The sequence below is a fragment of the Trichocoleus desertorum ATA4-8-CV12 genome, assembly GCA_019358975.1.
Taxonomy (GTDB): domain Bacteria; phylum Cyanobacteriota; class Cyanobacteriia; order FACHB-46; family FACHB-46; genus Trichocoleus; species Trichocoleus desertorum_A.
This window is the reverse complement of the sequence record JAHHIL010000018.1, coordinates 81985-97951: the sequence shown is the minus strand read 5'-3', so window position 1 is coordinate 97951 and position 15967 is coordinate 81985. Positions and strand designations below refer to the sequence as shown.

The window sequence follows — 15967 nt, the reverse complement described above, 5'->3', positions numbered from 1 at the left end:
ATTCAGAATCACTCTAGGGGGTAGTTAGCGTTTGTTGGTAGTCCACGCGGCATTGAACCGCTAAGACTGCCCGCTATCCCGCCCCTCCTTGCTTTGCTGAAGGAGGGGATAACCGCGAGTTAGTTTTAGGCGACGGGGTGAGGCCGTTGCGGCCACAGATAAATTGCTCCAGATACCCACGTCAAAACGACAGCCAGCCAAAAGGCTACTAGGCTAGGAGTTGTCCAAACGGGAGGTAACGGAGCAATCAGGAGAGCGATCGCGGCGATTTGGCTGACTGTTTTGAGTTTTCCCCAGAGGTTTGCCCCTGTAATCGTGCCGCCTGTCATAGTGGGGTTAACTCGCCAACCTGCGATCGTAAGTTCTCGACCCAAAATCAAAAAAACTCCCCAAGCTGGCACTTGGCCTAGCTCAATCAGAGCCAGTAGCGGTGCTAAGACCAGTAGCTTATCTACAAGGGGATCAAGAAACTTACCTAAATCTGTTACTTGATTCAGCTTGCGGGCTAGATAACCATCAAGCCAGTCAGTGCCTGCTGCAACCAAGAAAATGGCTAGACAAAACCAACGGGCTTCTGGGGTGGGATCATGCAAACCGTAAAGCAGTAAAGGGACACCCAGCAAACGAGATAGCGTGATCCAGGTAGGAACAGTCATAAATTAACGCGAGTAATATGTACCGACTTCGGCTATTTGCAATAGTACTGACTGATGTTCCTAAGAATGGGTGATACTAAAACGCCTAAAGCGAAGACTGCCTAAGAAGAGCCTTCGCTTGAAGTGACGAAATATTTAGAAACCGATTGCAACCAAAGCCCTAGAGCGTTGTTTGTGGCTTAGCAAGCACCATCTTTATTCAAGACAACGCCAATCGTTTTAATGATGAGGTGAAGGTCATAAGCAATGGACCAGCGGCGTTGATAGCGGAGGTCTAAGCTGACAACTTGTTCAAAATCCTTGACAGTGGAGCGGCCATGTACCTGCCATTCTCCGGTCATTCCAGGCTTGACATTCAGTCTCTGCCAGTGCCGTCTGTTGTAACGCTTGACCTCATCAATTGTGGGAGGCCGAGTTCCGACTAGGCTCATGTCTCCCATCAGCACATTCCAAAACTGGGGCAGCTCATCTAGACTGGTTTTTCTGAGAAAACGACCGACACGAGTCACACGAGGATCAGCTTGGTTTTTGAAGATATGACCTTTGGCCTCATTTGTGACTAGATGCTTGAGTTGGTCGGCGTCTGCCACCATTGAGCGGAATTTCCAGATGCGGAAAGGGTTTCCTTGGCAACCGCAGCGCATTTGGCTGTAGAAGATAGGACCTGGATTATCAAGCTGAAGGGCGATCGCAACGGGAATGGCGATCGCGGCAGTCATGACCAATCCTACTAAGGCACCTAGGATATCGAGCAGGCGCTTGACTTTGCTATTAACCGAGGGGTGCATGTCAGCAGCACAGCCAAATTTGATGAAACTGCTGGTGGTGAAGTTAGTAGGAGAGAGATCAGAAGTTGTAATCACAGCTGATAGGTAAGTCGCTCTAAGGTTTCCGTATCCTCACCTGTAACTATACGAAGCCGCCTTTATGCAAGAGAAGAGAAATATCATAGATTCGTCTAATCTTTGAACTTGTTAGCTGTTCTATAAACTTCTGATGTGGCTGTTGCTGTGGAAAACTCAGTCAAAGCGCTATTTGGAGCTAATCCTCAAACACCTGCTTGCAGCGATCGCTGTAATAATGCGGTGACATGAATACGGAAAAGCCTGCTTCAATGACTAGACTTCCAGCGAAAATTCTGAGTTGGCCTGATTCGTAATTTTCCCCTACGGACCACTTTTGAGGTCAACGATTAAGCTCTGTCGAACTTATTGCTAGTACTGAGCATATAAAAGCTCTACTGCACTGATAAATGCAAATTGACCGCGAACGGTTCTTCCAAAGTTTGGTGGGTGTTTACCATTATTTGGCTCAAGTACTCCCGTAAGCGCTGACATTGCTCTAGATTGGGACGATAGATTTGATTTCCCTCCTTGAAGAACAGGGGGGCAGCGGTGAGAGCTTGAGCATCTAGATATTGTCTCGACGTTTCTGTTAGAGAATTTCTATCCTGTTCTGAAGGTATTAAGCCTGGTGGCAAATGCCCTTCTAGAAGAGCCAGAATATGTAGCTGGCAAGCATGGGTGTTAATGCCACGACGCTCTAGAAGTTGCATAATTCCTGCTACAGAGACAGGCTGTTCTGGAAAAGCGCGCAACAATTCTAGGAGCAGAAAATAATCGCCATATTGCTGTCGAGGTAGGTCTAGAACTTGCGGATACAACGGCAATGCTGCTAAGCCATAAGCGACGCGGCTACAAGAAACTAAGCGATCGCCCAAAACAGGTGTTTCTAGCTCTGCTTCTCCAGCACTTGTTTCTACGCTGTAAACCCCCTCTGGAGGAGCAACTCTATGACCCAAATTCAAACCGCGATCGCTTTGATAAGTATCCTGAATAATCGTAGCGTTTGGCAGTTTCTGGCGTAGCCAACGGGCGATCGCGGGCAAAGAAGCCGTTCCACCTGTACAGACTACCTGATTAATGGCTTGAATCGGTAAACCTGTCTGGCTCAGCAGCACGTTTAGTTCTCGATTCAAACGTTGAATGAAAGGTAGAAATACTTGGCTTTCCAGTTGTCGCCGCATAATCATCCAGCGCTGATCGCCCAGTTCGAACGTAAACTGGTCTTCGTGTTGCAAAATTAGCTTTAGATGTCTAGCTGCCTCCAATAAACCTTGGCCTAGGGGTGAGCTTTCTAGGCGTTGCTGGAGGCGATGCCGAGTTTCGAGATCGGGTTCGCCCGCAATCGGTAGCGGTAGTGTGTCTAGCCCTAAGCTGTCCCAAGCAATGCCATCCAAGGCAGCATGATCGGCTTGCCAGTGCCATTGGGTCTCTACGATATTGCCTCGATTGGCAGTCCGGGGTTGACGGAACCATTGAGGATGCAAGAGTTGACAAATAATATCTTGATCAATGACATTTCCCGCATAAGGTAGGCTACGCAGGCTGAAGTCACTATAGGTTAGATCCTGGAGATGATCAGGCAGGTTTACCATTACCATTTCGGTAGTGGTGGCTCCCGCATTGACCACAAGGGTGCCGCCTTTCCATTGGGGACGGTGAGGATTTCTTAACCCTGATAAAACAGCAGCGATCGCATCTTCGATGAAGAAGATTTGCTCAGGACGAGCTACCAATTTGGCGGTTAAAACTGCTTCGCGCAGATTGAAATTATAGGTGTCAGGCCAATTGGCAGGATAGCCCAATATCACTCCTTCTAGCTGAGTCAAAGCAGCCTTGAGAACATTTGTCTCCAAACCACTGGCACCACAGACTAGATTAGAGGTGTTATCAGTAGCGGGGTTTAGCGTCCGTAACAAGGTCTGTAGTGATTGCTGTAACCAACTCAGAGGAATTTGGCGATAGTCGGACCACTGAGCTACAGGCTCCCAGTTGTCAGTGACGGCAGCGTAATGAGGAATGCCGATTTTCAAGTACGGCTTAAGATTCTGGATGAGTAGTTCTGGTGTCAGTCCTGTCGTTTCCGGTAGAGCTAAAGCATGGGCCGCTGAGGCATCGCGATCGCGCAAGGCCATTGTAAGAGCCAGAGAGCCTACCGCAACACTACTTTCAGGTAACTCAGGGGATGCTAATGACTGAGCTGACAAATAGATAGCGGTCGGTAAGCGAAAAGATTTAGTTTCTACATCTAGTGCTTGCTCTAGCCAATAGATCGGATACAGCTTCTGACTGACGCGATCGAGTAACACAGCTGACAAGCCTGTGGTCCCAAAGTCAACTCCTAAATACCAAGCCCGTTTCGTCTCTTCCTCCACGACTTCCCAAGCTTGAGGTTTGGCTGGCAAATTTTGCGGTTCTGCTAGGTTAGGCAAATCGCTGGGATTTTTCAGCTCAGTTTTGAGGTCAGGATCTAGGGTTGCTTTAGGGCTTGCTTCAGGGCTAGGAGCTGCTAGATCTTTTTTTTTTCGTCGGGCTGAAGGTTGGGTGGATCGGACGGTTCTACATTGCGATCGCTATTGTCTACTGCTGGCTGGTTCGTCGCTTCTGAAAAACCTATAAACGCATCATCGATGGTTAAGCTTTGCGTATCCAGTTCTGTGGGTGGATTGACGGGAAGCTGAGTGGTGGGGGCTGTAGGTGCCAATTTCTCTGCCGGGGGTGGCGGAGTGATCTCCGGTAGATCTGCTAATAAGTCAAACCCATCCAAAGTTAAGTCAGGAGGTTCGGTAGAAGTCGAGGGAAAATCAGTACCTTCCCAGAAAGCCGCCAAGTCATTTGGTAGGGCTTCAGGTGGTTCTGCATCGACTGTAGGCAATGTCTCCGGTAACGTCTCTGCAAAATCTTCTAAGGTGAGGTTATCCCAAGCCTGAGAATCGGATGACTGAGCCTCGTTTAAGCTTGCTGGAGGCGTTTGCACGTCCAGGGCCAATGGATCAGCAGATTCCAGATCTGCATCCTCTATATTGCTAGGGGTGCTAGGGGCCGTTTCTCTACTCTCAAATCCTCTAGCTTCAGAGCCCCTAGTTTCAGCTGCTCTATTCTCGTTAGCATCGGCACTTTCAAAAAACAGACCATCCGAACTCTCTAGGCTAAAGAGGTCTTCATTCAATTGCTGGACAATATTCTCGTCTAGCCACAAGCTAGCTTCGGTTTCATCTCCTAAATCATCATCGATCGCAATTAAATACTCTTCAGGAGCAGCTGGCACATAAGCATCCTCCAGAGTCTGATTAGTATCATTCGCACTTAATACTGGCACGTCCTGGAGTGAGAACTCTGACAACAGTAGCTCACTCTCACTCTCAATATCTTCTAAATTAGGCTGGCTCGATAAATTAGGAGAGGCAGTTGTAGGTGTTCCCGCTGAGGGTGTTTCGGTCGCCACTTCGGCACCCCCCAATAGCTCTGCCAATTCCGCGAGTGAATTGGTATTACCCAACTCATCTGACTCGTCTATAAAGCTCGACCTGAAATCATCCAAATCTATCTCGGCAGAATCTTCGGCAGGATCTGGGGCAGTTGCAGGTTCTACATCCTCTAAAGGTTGAGCTACAGCTTCTGTAAGGGGTGGATTGAAATTGAGTAGCTCAGAATTCTCATTGCTGCTGGGCTCAACGGCATCTGCGAATAGAAAATCTTCTAGGGTCGTGCCTGTCTGATCCAACTCGTCCAAATCATTTCTGTCTAGTTCGTTCTTGATTAAGGTTGGATCGGATGAAATTCCCTCTTCCATCCCCGCCTCTTCCATTCCTGACAGAGGTTCTATATTGGCTACAGGTGCTGCTTCCAATTCTGCAAATAAGTCACTTGCTTGAATAGAGGACAAAGCACTATTCTGGGCAGGCTCGGCTTCTGCTATCTCTACAGGCTCAACCCAGGAATCTGCTACATCAGGTGGGTTAACTAGGGGCAAATCCACGATCGCAGGTGGTGTGGATGGAGATGCGGCAAAGTCTTTTAGTCCTGGCTGTGTTTCCATCTCAACGCCGGAATTGTCAGAGCCAAACAAATCAGCATAGAGGTCATTAGGCTCCAGCGTTGACTCAGTGCTTTCAGAACTACCAGGCTTCTGGCTAGAGGCCTCTGCGACCCATCCCAACCCGGGTAACTCAGAACTGATTCCCAAATCCGCGTTTGCCAACTCAGGTTCTGCATCTGGGTGCTGCAAGGCAATATCGAGTTGTTCTAAAAACTCTAGCTCCGAAGCAGATGTTGCTAGATCGGCTGAAGGTGTAGCTGGAGAATCTTGCCAGCCCGGTTGAGCTGAAGTATCGGGCAGCTCACTCTGAGCTAAAGATGATGGATTTGCACTGGAGCTACTATTGCTGCTGAGGACTACGTCCAGCAAGGCATCCAAATTATCACTATCTAATTCAACATCCTCTAATTCCACACCTGAGAGATCCAGCCCCTCTAGGTTCAAGTCCTCCAAAATGTCCGCATCATCCAGTTCTGGCAAATCATCCAGTTCTGGCAACAGAGAGGAGCGATCGCTCTCTTGGCGTAGCTCGGCCCCCGCATAAGGCAGGTCCAAAGCCGCTGAATCATAGCTGGGTTGCGATACGGGGGTCTGAGGAGCGCCAACCGGGGAAGGAGCAGCCGTACTCACCTCTGGAGCAGGAGGAATTGAGGTCTGTTGAGGAGCAGCTTCAGCATTAGTAGCAGTACCCGACTCCAACTCGGAGGGGGGCAGGGAAGAATACAGGAAAGAAGACGCTTCTCGGCCTAGCTGCTGGGCTAGGTGACTCACCAAAGCTGTGAACATCACCTCTCCCTGCTGGCCTAGGCCGTGCATCCGCTCCAAGCCAGTAGATAGCGACTCTTGGTAACTTTGAACATTCCTCTGTAGGGCTTCAAAGACAACACTGAGAGTCGAATCTAGGTTCATCAACAGCTGATCGGAGCGAGCTTGCAATACTTGCAGTTGCTCTAAGCGTTGCCCTGGGTTGAACAAAGGTTGATCAGCCGTCATCCGACCACTGAGGGCGATCGGTTCAGTTGGGTTGAGTTCGTAAGGTGTCTGAGGCTGTAGCGTTGTCAAAGCTTGAGCGACCTGCTGGGCGAGGCTGTCTTGTAAGCGCCCCATTAACACCTGCAAGAATTCGCTGATAATTTTTTGCTGATTGGCCTGCTGCTGCGCTAGAGAGTAGTGCTGTCGTTGTGCTTCTAATTGTCTAATTTCCTGAACCAATGACTCGCGCTGTTGCCGTAAAGCTTCTAAATCTGCTTGTAGAGGCTGCGTCAGGCTAGTGCGTAAATGATCCATTTCCTGAACTACAGCCTGCAAGATTTGCCGCGCAGCTTCATCTTGACTACTCGTTATAGGCGCGATCGGAGCTCTTGCATAATCTGTAGCCTGAGTCGGCTGGTACTGAATGTCATAGGTCGAGAGGTTAGATTTGGTTCTAGCCTGGGAGAACTGTTCGTCCGCAGCCATCCTTTGTTGTAGAGAAACGAGATAGCTACGAACTCGCTCTAACACCCGGCGCTGCTGAGCTGTCTCTCCTGACATGACCCAAGGTAAACGGGTACTGGGTTTCTGGAGAACTTTATCGATTTCAGCGATCAGTGTTTGGATTTGGTCCTTCTGAGAAGTCACGATGGAACCCCTGACTAGAACTTGACAGGTATAGAGCGATTACGGCTCTGGATACTTCAAAGGTTAGTTTGCCCAATGGGAGCTGCTTAGTTTCCTCTAGTCTAGAGCGGGCTTGCCAATCGTTGATCCTGTACTATCCAGAACTTAGACCAAAATGTAAGTTTGAGCAATTCCCTAGGGATGTAAGGCTACAGTGTAGAGGTTAGCTGGAAGTTAATCAGAGCTTAGCGAAGTTCTAGTGATTAATCTTCATATTTACTGCTGTCTTGCGATCGCAAGGAATAGATTGGCAAATTTATCTTAACAACGCGACACCCAATCTGTTTGCCTCCGGCTCACTGCCTGATCTCTCAGCGCTAAAGCATGTGGGTTTTACGGCGGTTGATATAAGCTATTATTGCTGTGGATTTCCTGCTAGTCTGACGGATTAGTCACAATGACATTTTTCTACTGTCCTAGTGTTTTAAGGCTTAATCTGAACCAGTTGGCCTTAAGATTATGGGCCATCCAGCCTTACTGATTGATAGAAATTACATTGCAATGGCCCCATGGAAGATCGGTATAGCCCTCGTGAACTTCACTCTAGCCCTACACTAATTCGCGCTGCTCCTTTCTTTGAAGGCTTACCGGAGGCTATGGTCGATAAGGCCACTGCACATGTGGTCATGCGCACCCATCCATCCGGTCAGGTGATTTTGCTGGAAAATGACTGGGGTAGCTCTGTTTACTTCATTTTGGATGGCTGGGTTAAGATTCGCACTTACAACCTGGATGGCAAAGAAGTAACCCTAAACATTTTGGGTAAGGGTGAGTTGTTTGGTGAAATGGCTCCTCTCGATGAAGTGCCTCGTTCCACAGACGTGATTACATTGGCTCCGACTGTTATTGGTAATATGCCAGCGCAGGACTTTGTTCAGTTAATTAATTCAGAGCCAATGGCGGGAATTCGACTCGCTCAGTTGATGGCTCGGCGACTGCGTCAGGTGAATCGACGGTTGCGGCTGCGTGAGTCGGATAGTACCTCGCGGGTAGCTGACATCTTGTTGTTTTTGGCTGAAGGTCAGGGAAAACGCAGCCAAAAAGGGGTTGAGATTCCTAACTTACCGCACCGGGAACTTAGTAGCTTGAGCGGTCTTGCTCGCGAAACTGTCACGCGGGTTTTGAATAAGCTAGAGAAGAAAGAATTAATTGTGCGCGATCGCGAGATTCTCTGCATCCCCGACATGCATGCTCTAGAGCGGCTTTTGGTCTAGTTGGCGTGATCATCTCAGCTTATCTAGCTACACCAGTTGAGACTGCGATCGCTTCATGGCAGTTCTTCTGACTAGGCTCGCCGAGTCTGCTGATAGGTTCTAAAGTTTATGTATAGAGTAGATCTGCTAGCTTACCGAACTGTGCATGAGTGATTCTTCCGAAGACCGCCCTTCCGAGAGACGGCCAGAAAGGCTACCAGGAAGTCTACCAGAGAGGTTGCCCAAGGCTTCAGCGGATTCTACCCCGTCTACAGAAGCTGGGCGAGCCGCCCATTCTCTTGAGCCCCAAACTCCATTAGCTCTAGCTGAACCTCATGTCCAAGCTGGGGCTCCCTTAGCAATGGTGGAGACCGCATTTTTGGCTAGTACCGCTAGCTTAATCTGGCTGGTCAACTATTATTTCCCAATGGGACCGTTGTTGCGAATTTTTTTTCCGGTTCCGATCGCTCTGGTCTACTTGCGCTGGGGCCATCGGGCAGCCTGGATGTCAGCTCTGGTTTCAGGATTGCTGCTATCAGTGCTGATGGGGCCTACCCGTAGCATTCTATTTTTTATTCCCTTTGGGCTGTTGGGAGTTCAATTAGGAGCTTTATGGCGGCGTCAGGCTAATTGGTTTGTTTCTATCAGTATTGGCACCATTATTGGTACTTTCGGCTTCTTTTTTCGCATTTGGTTGGTGTCGCTCTTGTTGGGCGACGACTTGTGGGCTTATATCACGACTCAGATTACCGAGCTGGTGGAATGGGGCTTCGTGAAGCTAGGGTTACTGATTCAGCCTGAGTTAGCTCTGGTTCAGGCGATCGCGGCTGTCATGATTGTGATTAACAATATTGTTTACCTATTTATCGTCCATCTGGCGGCTTGGCTCTTGTTAGAGCGACTGGGCAACCCGATTCCAGCGCCTCCTAAGTGGGTACAGGTGATTCTGGATTACGAGGTTGATTAATGACCTCATCCGCCATGATTCGGGTGTATACGCAAGCGCAATGGGGACAGCAATGGCTCCAACGCTATCAACACCGCTCTCCTGTATTTGCCTGTGTGTTAGGGTTTACAGCCACGGGTTTAATTCCAGGCATTTCTGCTGCTGGTGCGACTCCGCAAGACCGACTTTACACAGCGATCGCCGATGCTGAATTTCTCTATCATGGCCCTCAAGCGCATCCTCAGCATTCTCTACCGCCTCTCCACGCTGGCGCGTCTCCAGTTCTGATTTCACGAGCTGTAGTCGAGGCCCAAGCGATTCCTCTGTACTTATTTAACGCGGGGTTACCCGTGTCACCAACGGTTCCTTGCATTGATTTGGGTGGCACTGCTGCGGCTTGCTTGAGCCAAGGGCAAGCTTTGAAGCTACCAATCGTTCAACATCTTTTGGAGCAAGGCTTGGCTTGGGGACAGCAGCTCGCTGCCCAAGTTCCTCAGGGTTATTTAATTTTGGGAGAATGTGTGGTTGGTGGTACTACGACGGCTTTAGCAATCTTGACAGGTCTAGGTATGGCTGCGGCTGGCAAGGTTAATAGCAGTCATCCCACCTGCAACCATACTCAAAAGTGGGCCATTGTTCAGGCAGGGTTGCAGCAAGCAGGTCTCATTGCCTCAAGGGTTGATCCGCTTCAGTTGGTAGCGGCAGTGGGCGATCCGATGCAAATTGTAGTGGCAGGCATGGCAATCGCAGCCAGTCAGAGTTGTGGTGTCATGCTGGCTGGAGGCACGCAAATGCTAGCGGTTTATGCTTTGTTACGAGCGATCGCCACTACTTATGCCTTGTCATGGCAACCGGAGCAGATTGTAGTTGGCACCACTCGTTGGGTTGCGGAAGATGCTACAGGCGACACGGTTGGTTTAGCAACACTGATTGGAACGGTTCCTCTCTTAGCCACACAGCTCCAATTTACAGCTGCTCGCTACCCTCAGTTGCAAGCCTATGAGCAAGGATATGTGAAAGAAGGCGTCGGTGCAGGGGGATGTGCGATCGCAGCTTCTCTTTATCAAGGCTGGGATCAGGGGCAGTTGTTGCAAGCGATCGAGAGATTAGCAGAACGCCACTGTCAAGCTGATTGTAGGCAAGATTTGCTTCTTAAGCATTCCTGAAACCACAATGACCCAAAGCCACAACCTAAAGCCACAGTTGATTGGCTTCGTTGTGTCTTCACTAGGGCTGTACTTAGGCTCTGAGCCTGCTTGCTAATGGACTCTCTGAGATAGTAGTTGTTCTTCTAAAGCCGCGATCCGATTATAGGCAGCTGTCAATTGAACAGTCAGACGACGAATTTGAATTTCAGGAGCTAGCTCACGTTCGCTGCTTTGGTCGTCCATGCTGGGATAGCTCGTATCTGTCAATACATCCTTGTGATCCATTCCCATCTCACGACTGCTATGAGTTGAGTAGGGATAACGTCTGCCCTGAATCTCAGGATGCGTTGATGGAGGATTCTGCATCACCAAGAGCTTCATTTCAGCTACAGCTTCTGAAAGTCGATGATTGAAATGCTCAATGATTTGCTCTTGCAGGCCATCGACTTTTGTATTTAAGGCAATGACTTGTTCTTGTACTGGGTCCATGAGATGAGATTCCCTAGTTAGCCTAATGAATTTTCTTTATCCTAGAAAAGGATTCATTGACATGACCATTATTGCTGAATAATTTAACGTTTCGACAAAATGACATTGGGTACTTCTTCAATAAGATTTGAGTAAATAATAAAAACTATGTTTCTCAGTAAAATTAATCAAACTCAACACAAAATTCCGTTTATAACAGAGCTTGGGTTTTGAATGATTCTTAGCTTGATTTCAGCTATTTTTCTGCTTTTAAGTTGACTTTTGTACCCTGTGAACTACAGCAATGTTGAGTATTTAGCAGCCAGTTTTAGTATGGTTACAGTATTGCTAGCCTTGAAAGCTGGCCTTAGCAGCAATAGCTCGTTCCTCAGTTACCCAGTCCACCCTTAGCCTGCTCAAAATATATACTTGTGCTGCTGTCTATTGGAACTGAGTCATTGCAAACAATGGATTAGAGTTTTGCACTAGTCATTCTCGTTGAGACTAGCGGCTGAATTCTCTTAATCATCATTCGGAGAAACTCAATCATAATTGTGAAGGGAAATGCTGAGCTTTAAAGATTTTTTTGTGGCCTGTGCTGGGGTGTGGAAAACTGAGAGAACTTACCATTTCGTTACTGAGGGGAGAATTGAGCGTTCTTACACGGAATACCAAGTTCAACCTTTGAATCCGGGGGATAAAAAGCAAATTTTGGCTCTCTCTGATTCCGCGAGCTTGCAGTTAAGAAATACAACAGCCGATTTTTCAGACCTAATTTCAGACCAGGCCAGTTTGCCAGGATTTGCGATCGCTTTTAACACTCGTTCTGAAACGGGGGAAACGGTATCTATGAGCCTACAAGCCTTGTTTGTGTCTGACAGCTTGGTTGTATCTCCTGACACTGTGAGCATGACACCGCGTTTACCGCTCGCTGCTGAAGTTCCTAGCGAACCTGCTGGAGAAGTGATTCAGGGATTTTATCTCAGGAATGAGGGCTACTCAGAATCAGGGGCGATCGCAGGTCGCTTTACCTATCAGCCCACCCGCCAAACGCTAGAAATGACAACGTTCTACAATCGTTCTGTAGCGGTTGATCAAATGCGTTTAGTTGCACCGGACGTCCGTCTGCGTACAATCGTGACGTATCAGCGGCCTCAACCCCACGAAACCCCTAGTGCGATTGATTTAATTGGCTTTGGGGTGGAGCACAAACAGTTGGCGTAGGAGTCACAAGAGTTCAATGGATCGACGGTCTTTTCTGCAAGGAGTTGGCATTTTAGGGCTGAGTCAAGTACTCGCAGGGTGTAATGGGTCGAACCGTGAAACTCTCAAAGTTCGGCTGCTGAAAAACTCAATCCCACCGCAGATTTTGAGTAAGTTTCGTCGGAGCTTGCAGCAACCTGCTCAGCTTGATTTTGCCCCAGAACCCCAGTTGGGTCAGTTGTTTGAGTTACTGCAAAACTGGAAGCGTCAGGCAGATCAGACCCAGCCTGATGCCAACCCGCTCTTGCCGTTCCAGGCTCGTCAAGACCGACGTGGTAGAACGGGTGTGCCTGATCTAGTGACGATGGGGGATTACTGGTTGGCGCAGGCGATTCAACAAAACTTGATCCAACCCCTTGATCCTCAACGAGTTGCGGCTTGGCCCCAGGTACCTGAGGCTTGGCAAACGCTAGTCACTCGCGATCGCCAGGGGCAAGCCAGTCCTCAAGGGCAAGTCTGGGGTATGCCCTACCGCTGGGGGACCACGGTGATTGCTTACCGCACTGATAAATTTGCTGAGCAAGGTTGGGCTCCACCCACCGATTGGAGTGATCTATGGCGACCTGAATTGCGCGATCGCATTTCTCTACTCGACCAGCCGAGGGAAGTGATTGGCCTGACGCTGAAAAAGTTAGGTCGCTCCTACAATACCGCCAATCTTGCTGAGGTGCCTACCCTCAAGTCAGAGCTACAAGCGCTACCCCAACAAGTCAAGCTTTACAGCTCTACGAACTATTTGCAGCCCTTGATTCTGGGAGATACTTGGGTCGCAGTCGGTTGGTCTACTGACATTATTCCCTTAATAAATAATAATCGTCCGATTGCTGCTGTGGTGCCGCGCTCAGGCACTAGGCTCTGGGCAGATGTTTGGGTTCGTCCTGCTGTGGCTAACTTGAGTGCAGATCGCAGCTCTGGACAAGCCAGTTTATTAGATCAGTGGCTAGATTTTTGTTTGCAGCCCCGAACGGCAATTCAGCTCTCGATTCTCAGTGAAGCCAGTTCACCAACCGTAGTGGGTCTCGATCGCGCTACTTTACCAAAGGCCTTAACGCAAGAGCCACTGCTGCTACCTGACCCTTCAGTGATTAAGGAGAGTGAATTTCTTTATCCCCTCTCCCAACAGGCGATCGAACAATATCAATCTTTATGGTTAGCAGTGCGGCCAACCGCATCACGGGGCTGATTGTACGGGTCTACCCAAACCACTCCGTCCTAACGTGTTTACCAAGAGACTACACTTAGGCGGGCTACCAGCTGTGGAACTGGTGGGCTGGGCAGCACAGGTGTAGGCGGCTAACATGCGCCCCTGGCTGTTAAATACCCTGGTGCTGAAGCCATAATCGCGAGCTGTCGTCCCAAACCAATCAATAAATTTATAGCGCTCTAGATAATCTAGTAAGCTCCACACTTGTTGATTCACGACCAAATCAACTCGACGTGAGGTGCCGATCGCATTAGGGTAGGCTAACCAAGTGTTGACGAGCTTGCCATTTAGCTGTCTATACTGCTCTTCGAGCCACCACAAGCTAGGAATGGTAATGCTGTTTTGGCAAATAGTCTTTGAGGTAATGACACCATTCACCGTACAGGCTCCTGGGGTCAGTGTCGCTAGGTCTTCTTGCTCTTGCTCAACCAGCTCCAGATCTAGAGGTTCTGTAACAGGTGTTAGGGAAGCTTGGGCGGTCTGAGCTATGGATTGAGCCTGAGGTTGAGCCTGTAACGGCTGACTCAATCCCAGCGCGATCGCTCCCCCAACTCCTAGCAGTCTGAGCGCTCGCCCCATTCTCGTCATACCGGATGCTAATTCTGCACCTCGCTGCTTCTGAACTTGCACAGCTCTCCCCCAAACCAAGCGCTTCATCCAATAATGACGAACTCGTATAGAGTTAGGATCCCACTGGTCTAAAAGAGCTGCCATTATTTGCTTAGCCCCAGAGCCGACGACCAGACGGGCCATTGAGTCGTTCATGTGCATCTTGTAGCAAGGCTGGAATATTCAGTTGTTCTGGGCATTTGGGCAAGCAATCACCACAGTCTGTACAGCGATTTGCTTTGACTCCTGGAAACCAATGCCCTGCATTTTCAAACATGCGATAGCGGTACTGACCAAAATTGGTCATGTCATAGGCGATCGCTAAATTCCGTAGCCGTAACACTTCCGGGATTTGGATTGCTTCTGGGCAGGGTAAGCAATCATAACATTGGCTACACTGCTCAGACTTCAAGGTTGCTGTTTGATGTGTTTGCAACCGTTGTAAAACTTCTGTTTCAGCCACGTCTAGAGGCCCATCTACGTCAGCAACACTCAAGGGCCAATCCAGCTCAGTCTCATTGGCCGCTCCCACACTCAGCGTGGTGATGCGGGGGTCGCTGAGGAGAAATCGATAGTTAAACAGCAAAGGAGACAGTGGCGCACATAGCTCTTGCAGCTTTTGCGGTGGAGTGTAAAGTTGGCCTCCCTTATCCGCAGGCGAGATAATAAACACGCCCATGTCTTTTGCGGCTGCGGCTGCCACTGCTGGTGCGTTGTGCTGAAAAAAATAGTAGTAGTGCAAGCTCACGAACTCGAATAAGCCAGTGGCGATCGCTGCCAAAATTAGCTCCAGAGAGCCGTGGGTAGAAAAACCAATATGCCGAACCCTACCATCGGCGACAGCTTGCTGCACAGCCTGCATACAACCCTGTTTAGCTTTAACCCAACTGAGATGCTCCTCTGTGTTGAGCCCATGAATTGCCAAGCAATCGACATAATCGGTGCCGAGATCAGCCAGCGACTGATCAAGCTGTCGAGCCATTGAGGCAGCATCAGGCGTGGGAGAAATTTTAGTCGTGATATATAGCTGAGACCGAGGAACGGTTAGCTGGGCGAGTGCCTGACCCAAATATTGCTCGCTCTTGCCGTAGCCCTTAGCCGTCTCTAAATGATTAATGCCTAGGGCGATCGCTCGGTTTACTGTTTGGGCTGCCGTTGCCTCAGAGGCTAGGTAACGCATGGTTCCCAAAGAAAAAACAGACAGCGACAGATTCGTTTTGCCAAACCGACGATAGCGCATGCTTGCAGTGAGGCTCCTAGGATTCGTTGCCAAACTCACGCCGTTGGGTAAAATCTTCTGGTCGGAGATTTTCTACAAAGCTACGGAAGGCTTGCCGCTCTGCCTCATCAGCATCTCGATCGACTGGAATTGAAGCATCAGCAACGACTTCTTCCATCACCCAGATCGAACAGTTAGTTCGCAGAGCCAACGCGATCGCATCGCTAGGACGAGCGTCAATCTCTTTTTTGACCTCCCCTTGACGGACCGTTAAAATCGCGTAAAAAGTATTGTCTTGTAGAGAGTGAATAATAATACGCTCCAAAACCATATCCCACTCTTCCATGATGTTGATCATCAAATCATGGGTGAGGGGCCGAGGCGGGGCTTGATTTTCGAGGGCGTTGATAATCGCTCTTGCCTGATCCTGGCCGATATAAATCGGTAAAGCCCGACGCTCAGCAGCATCCCTCAAGAGTACGATTGGGTGGCGCGTTGCTGCATCCAGCGCAATTCCAGCAACTTTCATCTCAATCATTAGTTTGGCCTCAATCCTTGGCAAAGAGAGTCGTGATTCGAGAATATACTGGGACTGGTTGGATCAGTAGGCAAGCTCGTATTATCTCCATATACCTGGTTCTCTATACAGGCTTCATCAATCCAATTCAGACAGGCAAAAGAATGACTAGGATAAATGAAACTACAGTAATCTAACCAGGCT

The 15967-nt window shown here is 49.1% G+C and carries 13 protein-coding genes; 5 read left to right on the top strand and 8 right to left on the bottom strand.

Going from position 1 to position 15967, the window contains the following annotated elements; all coding sequences use genetic code 11:
* Positions 1-125: 125 nt before the first annotated feature.
* The 4 genes from pgsA to KME12_14755 form a co-directional block, all read right to left on the bottom strand.
* Positions 126-656, bottom strand: a complete 531-nt coding sequence (pgsA, locus tag KME12_14770) for a CDP-diacylglycerol--glycerol-3-phosphate 3-phosphatidyltransferase (GenBank protein ID MBW4489049.1) — start codon at positions 654-656, stop codon at positions 126-128.
* A gap of 179 nt (positions 657-835) precedes the next feature.
* The gene (locus KME12_14765) at positions 836-1444 is read right to left on the bottom strand and encodes a sugar transferase (GenBank protein MBW4489048.1); all 609 of its coding nucleotides are present in this window, start codon (positions 1442-1444) and stop codon (positions 836-838) included.
* A 449-nt stretch (positions 1445-1893) separates the two neighbouring features.
* Positions 1894-3903, bottom strand: a complete 2010-nt coding sequence (locus tag KME12_14760; GenBank protein ID MBW4489047.1) for a hypothetical protein — start codon at positions 3901-3903, stop codon at positions 1894-1896.
* A 104-nt stretch (positions 3904-4007) separates the two neighbouring features.
* Positions 4008-7157, bottom strand: coding sequence for a DUF3450 domain-containing protein (locus KME12_14755; GenBank protein MBW4489046.1), 3150 nt, complete (start codon positions 7155-7157; stop codon positions 4008-4010).
* A 548-nt stretch (positions 7158-7705) separates the two neighbouring features.
* Between KME12_14755 and KME12_14750 the strand changes: the two genes are divergently transcribed.
* From KME12_14750 to KME12_14740, 3 genes are all read left to right on the top strand, one after another.
* On the top strand, positions 7706-8410 hold the full coding sequence (locus KME12_14750; GenBank protein ID MBW4489045.1) for a Crp/Fnr family transcriptional regulator: 705 nt from the start codon (positions 7706-7708) through the stop codon (positions 8408-8410).
* A 145-nt stretch (positions 8411-8555) separates the two neighbouring features.
* Positions 8556-9356: a DUF2232 domain-containing protein gene (locus tag KME12_14745; GenBank protein ID MBW4489044.1), complete on the top strand. Its 801-nt coding sequence runs from the start codon at positions 8556-8558 to the stop codon at positions 9354-9356.
* A 14-nt stretch (positions 9357-9370) separates the two neighbouring features.
* The gene (locus KME12_14740) at positions 9371-10501 is read left to right on the top strand and encodes a TIGR00303 family protein (protein MBW4489043.1); all 1131 of its coding nucleotides are present in this window, start codon (positions 9371-9373) and stop codon (positions 10499-10501) included.
* Between the two features lie 93 nt (positions 10502-10594).
* Here KME12_14740 and KME12_14735 read toward each other — a convergent pair whose 3' ends face one another.
* Positions 10595-10972, bottom strand: coding sequence for a hypothetical protein (locus KME12_14735; protein ID MBW4489042.1), 378 nt, complete (start codon positions 10970-10972; stop codon positions 10595-10597).
* A gap of 543 nt (positions 10973-11515) precedes the next feature.
* Here KME12_14735 and KME12_14730 point away from each other — a divergent pair.
* Entirely contained in the window at positions 11516-12175 is a 660-nt protein-coding gene (locus tag KME12_14730) for a phycobiliprotein lyase (GenBank protein MBW4489041.1), read from the top strand.
* Between the two features lie 16 nt (positions 12176-12191).
* Complete coding sequence (locus KME12_14725; GenBank protein ID MBW4489040.1) at positions 12192-13397, top strand: extracellular solute-binding protein; 1206 nt, start codon at positions 12192-12194, stop codon at positions 13395-13397.
* On the opposite strand, the gene KME12_14720 is transcribed toward KME12_14725, so the two are convergent.
* The 3 genes from KME12_14720 to KME12_14710 are packed head-to-tail and all read right to left on the bottom strand — an operon-like array spanning position 13386 to position 15784.
* Positions 13386-14183 (bottom strand): hypothetical protein, encoded by a 798-nt coding sequence (locus KME12_14720; protein ID MBW4489039.1) that lies wholly within the window; start codon positions 14181-14183, stop codon positions 13386-13388. The genes KME12_14725 and KME12_14720 overlap by 12 nt on opposite strands.
* Positions 14140-15267: an aldo/keto reductase gene (locus tag KME12_14715; GenBank protein ID MBW4489038.1), complete on the bottom strand. Its 1128-nt coding sequence runs from the start codon at positions 15265-15267 to the stop codon at positions 14140-14142. The genes KME12_14720 and KME12_14715 overlap by 44 nt, the downstream gene beginning before the upstream one ends.
* Before the next feature lie 16 nt (positions 15268-15283).
* The gene (locus KME12_14710) at positions 15284-15784 is read right to left on the bottom strand and encodes a bifunctional nuclease family protein (GenBank protein ID MBW4489037.1); all 501 of its coding nucleotides are present in this window, start codon (positions 15782-15784) and stop codon (positions 15284-15286) included.
* Between the last annotated feature and the right edge of the window lie 183 nt (positions 15785-15967).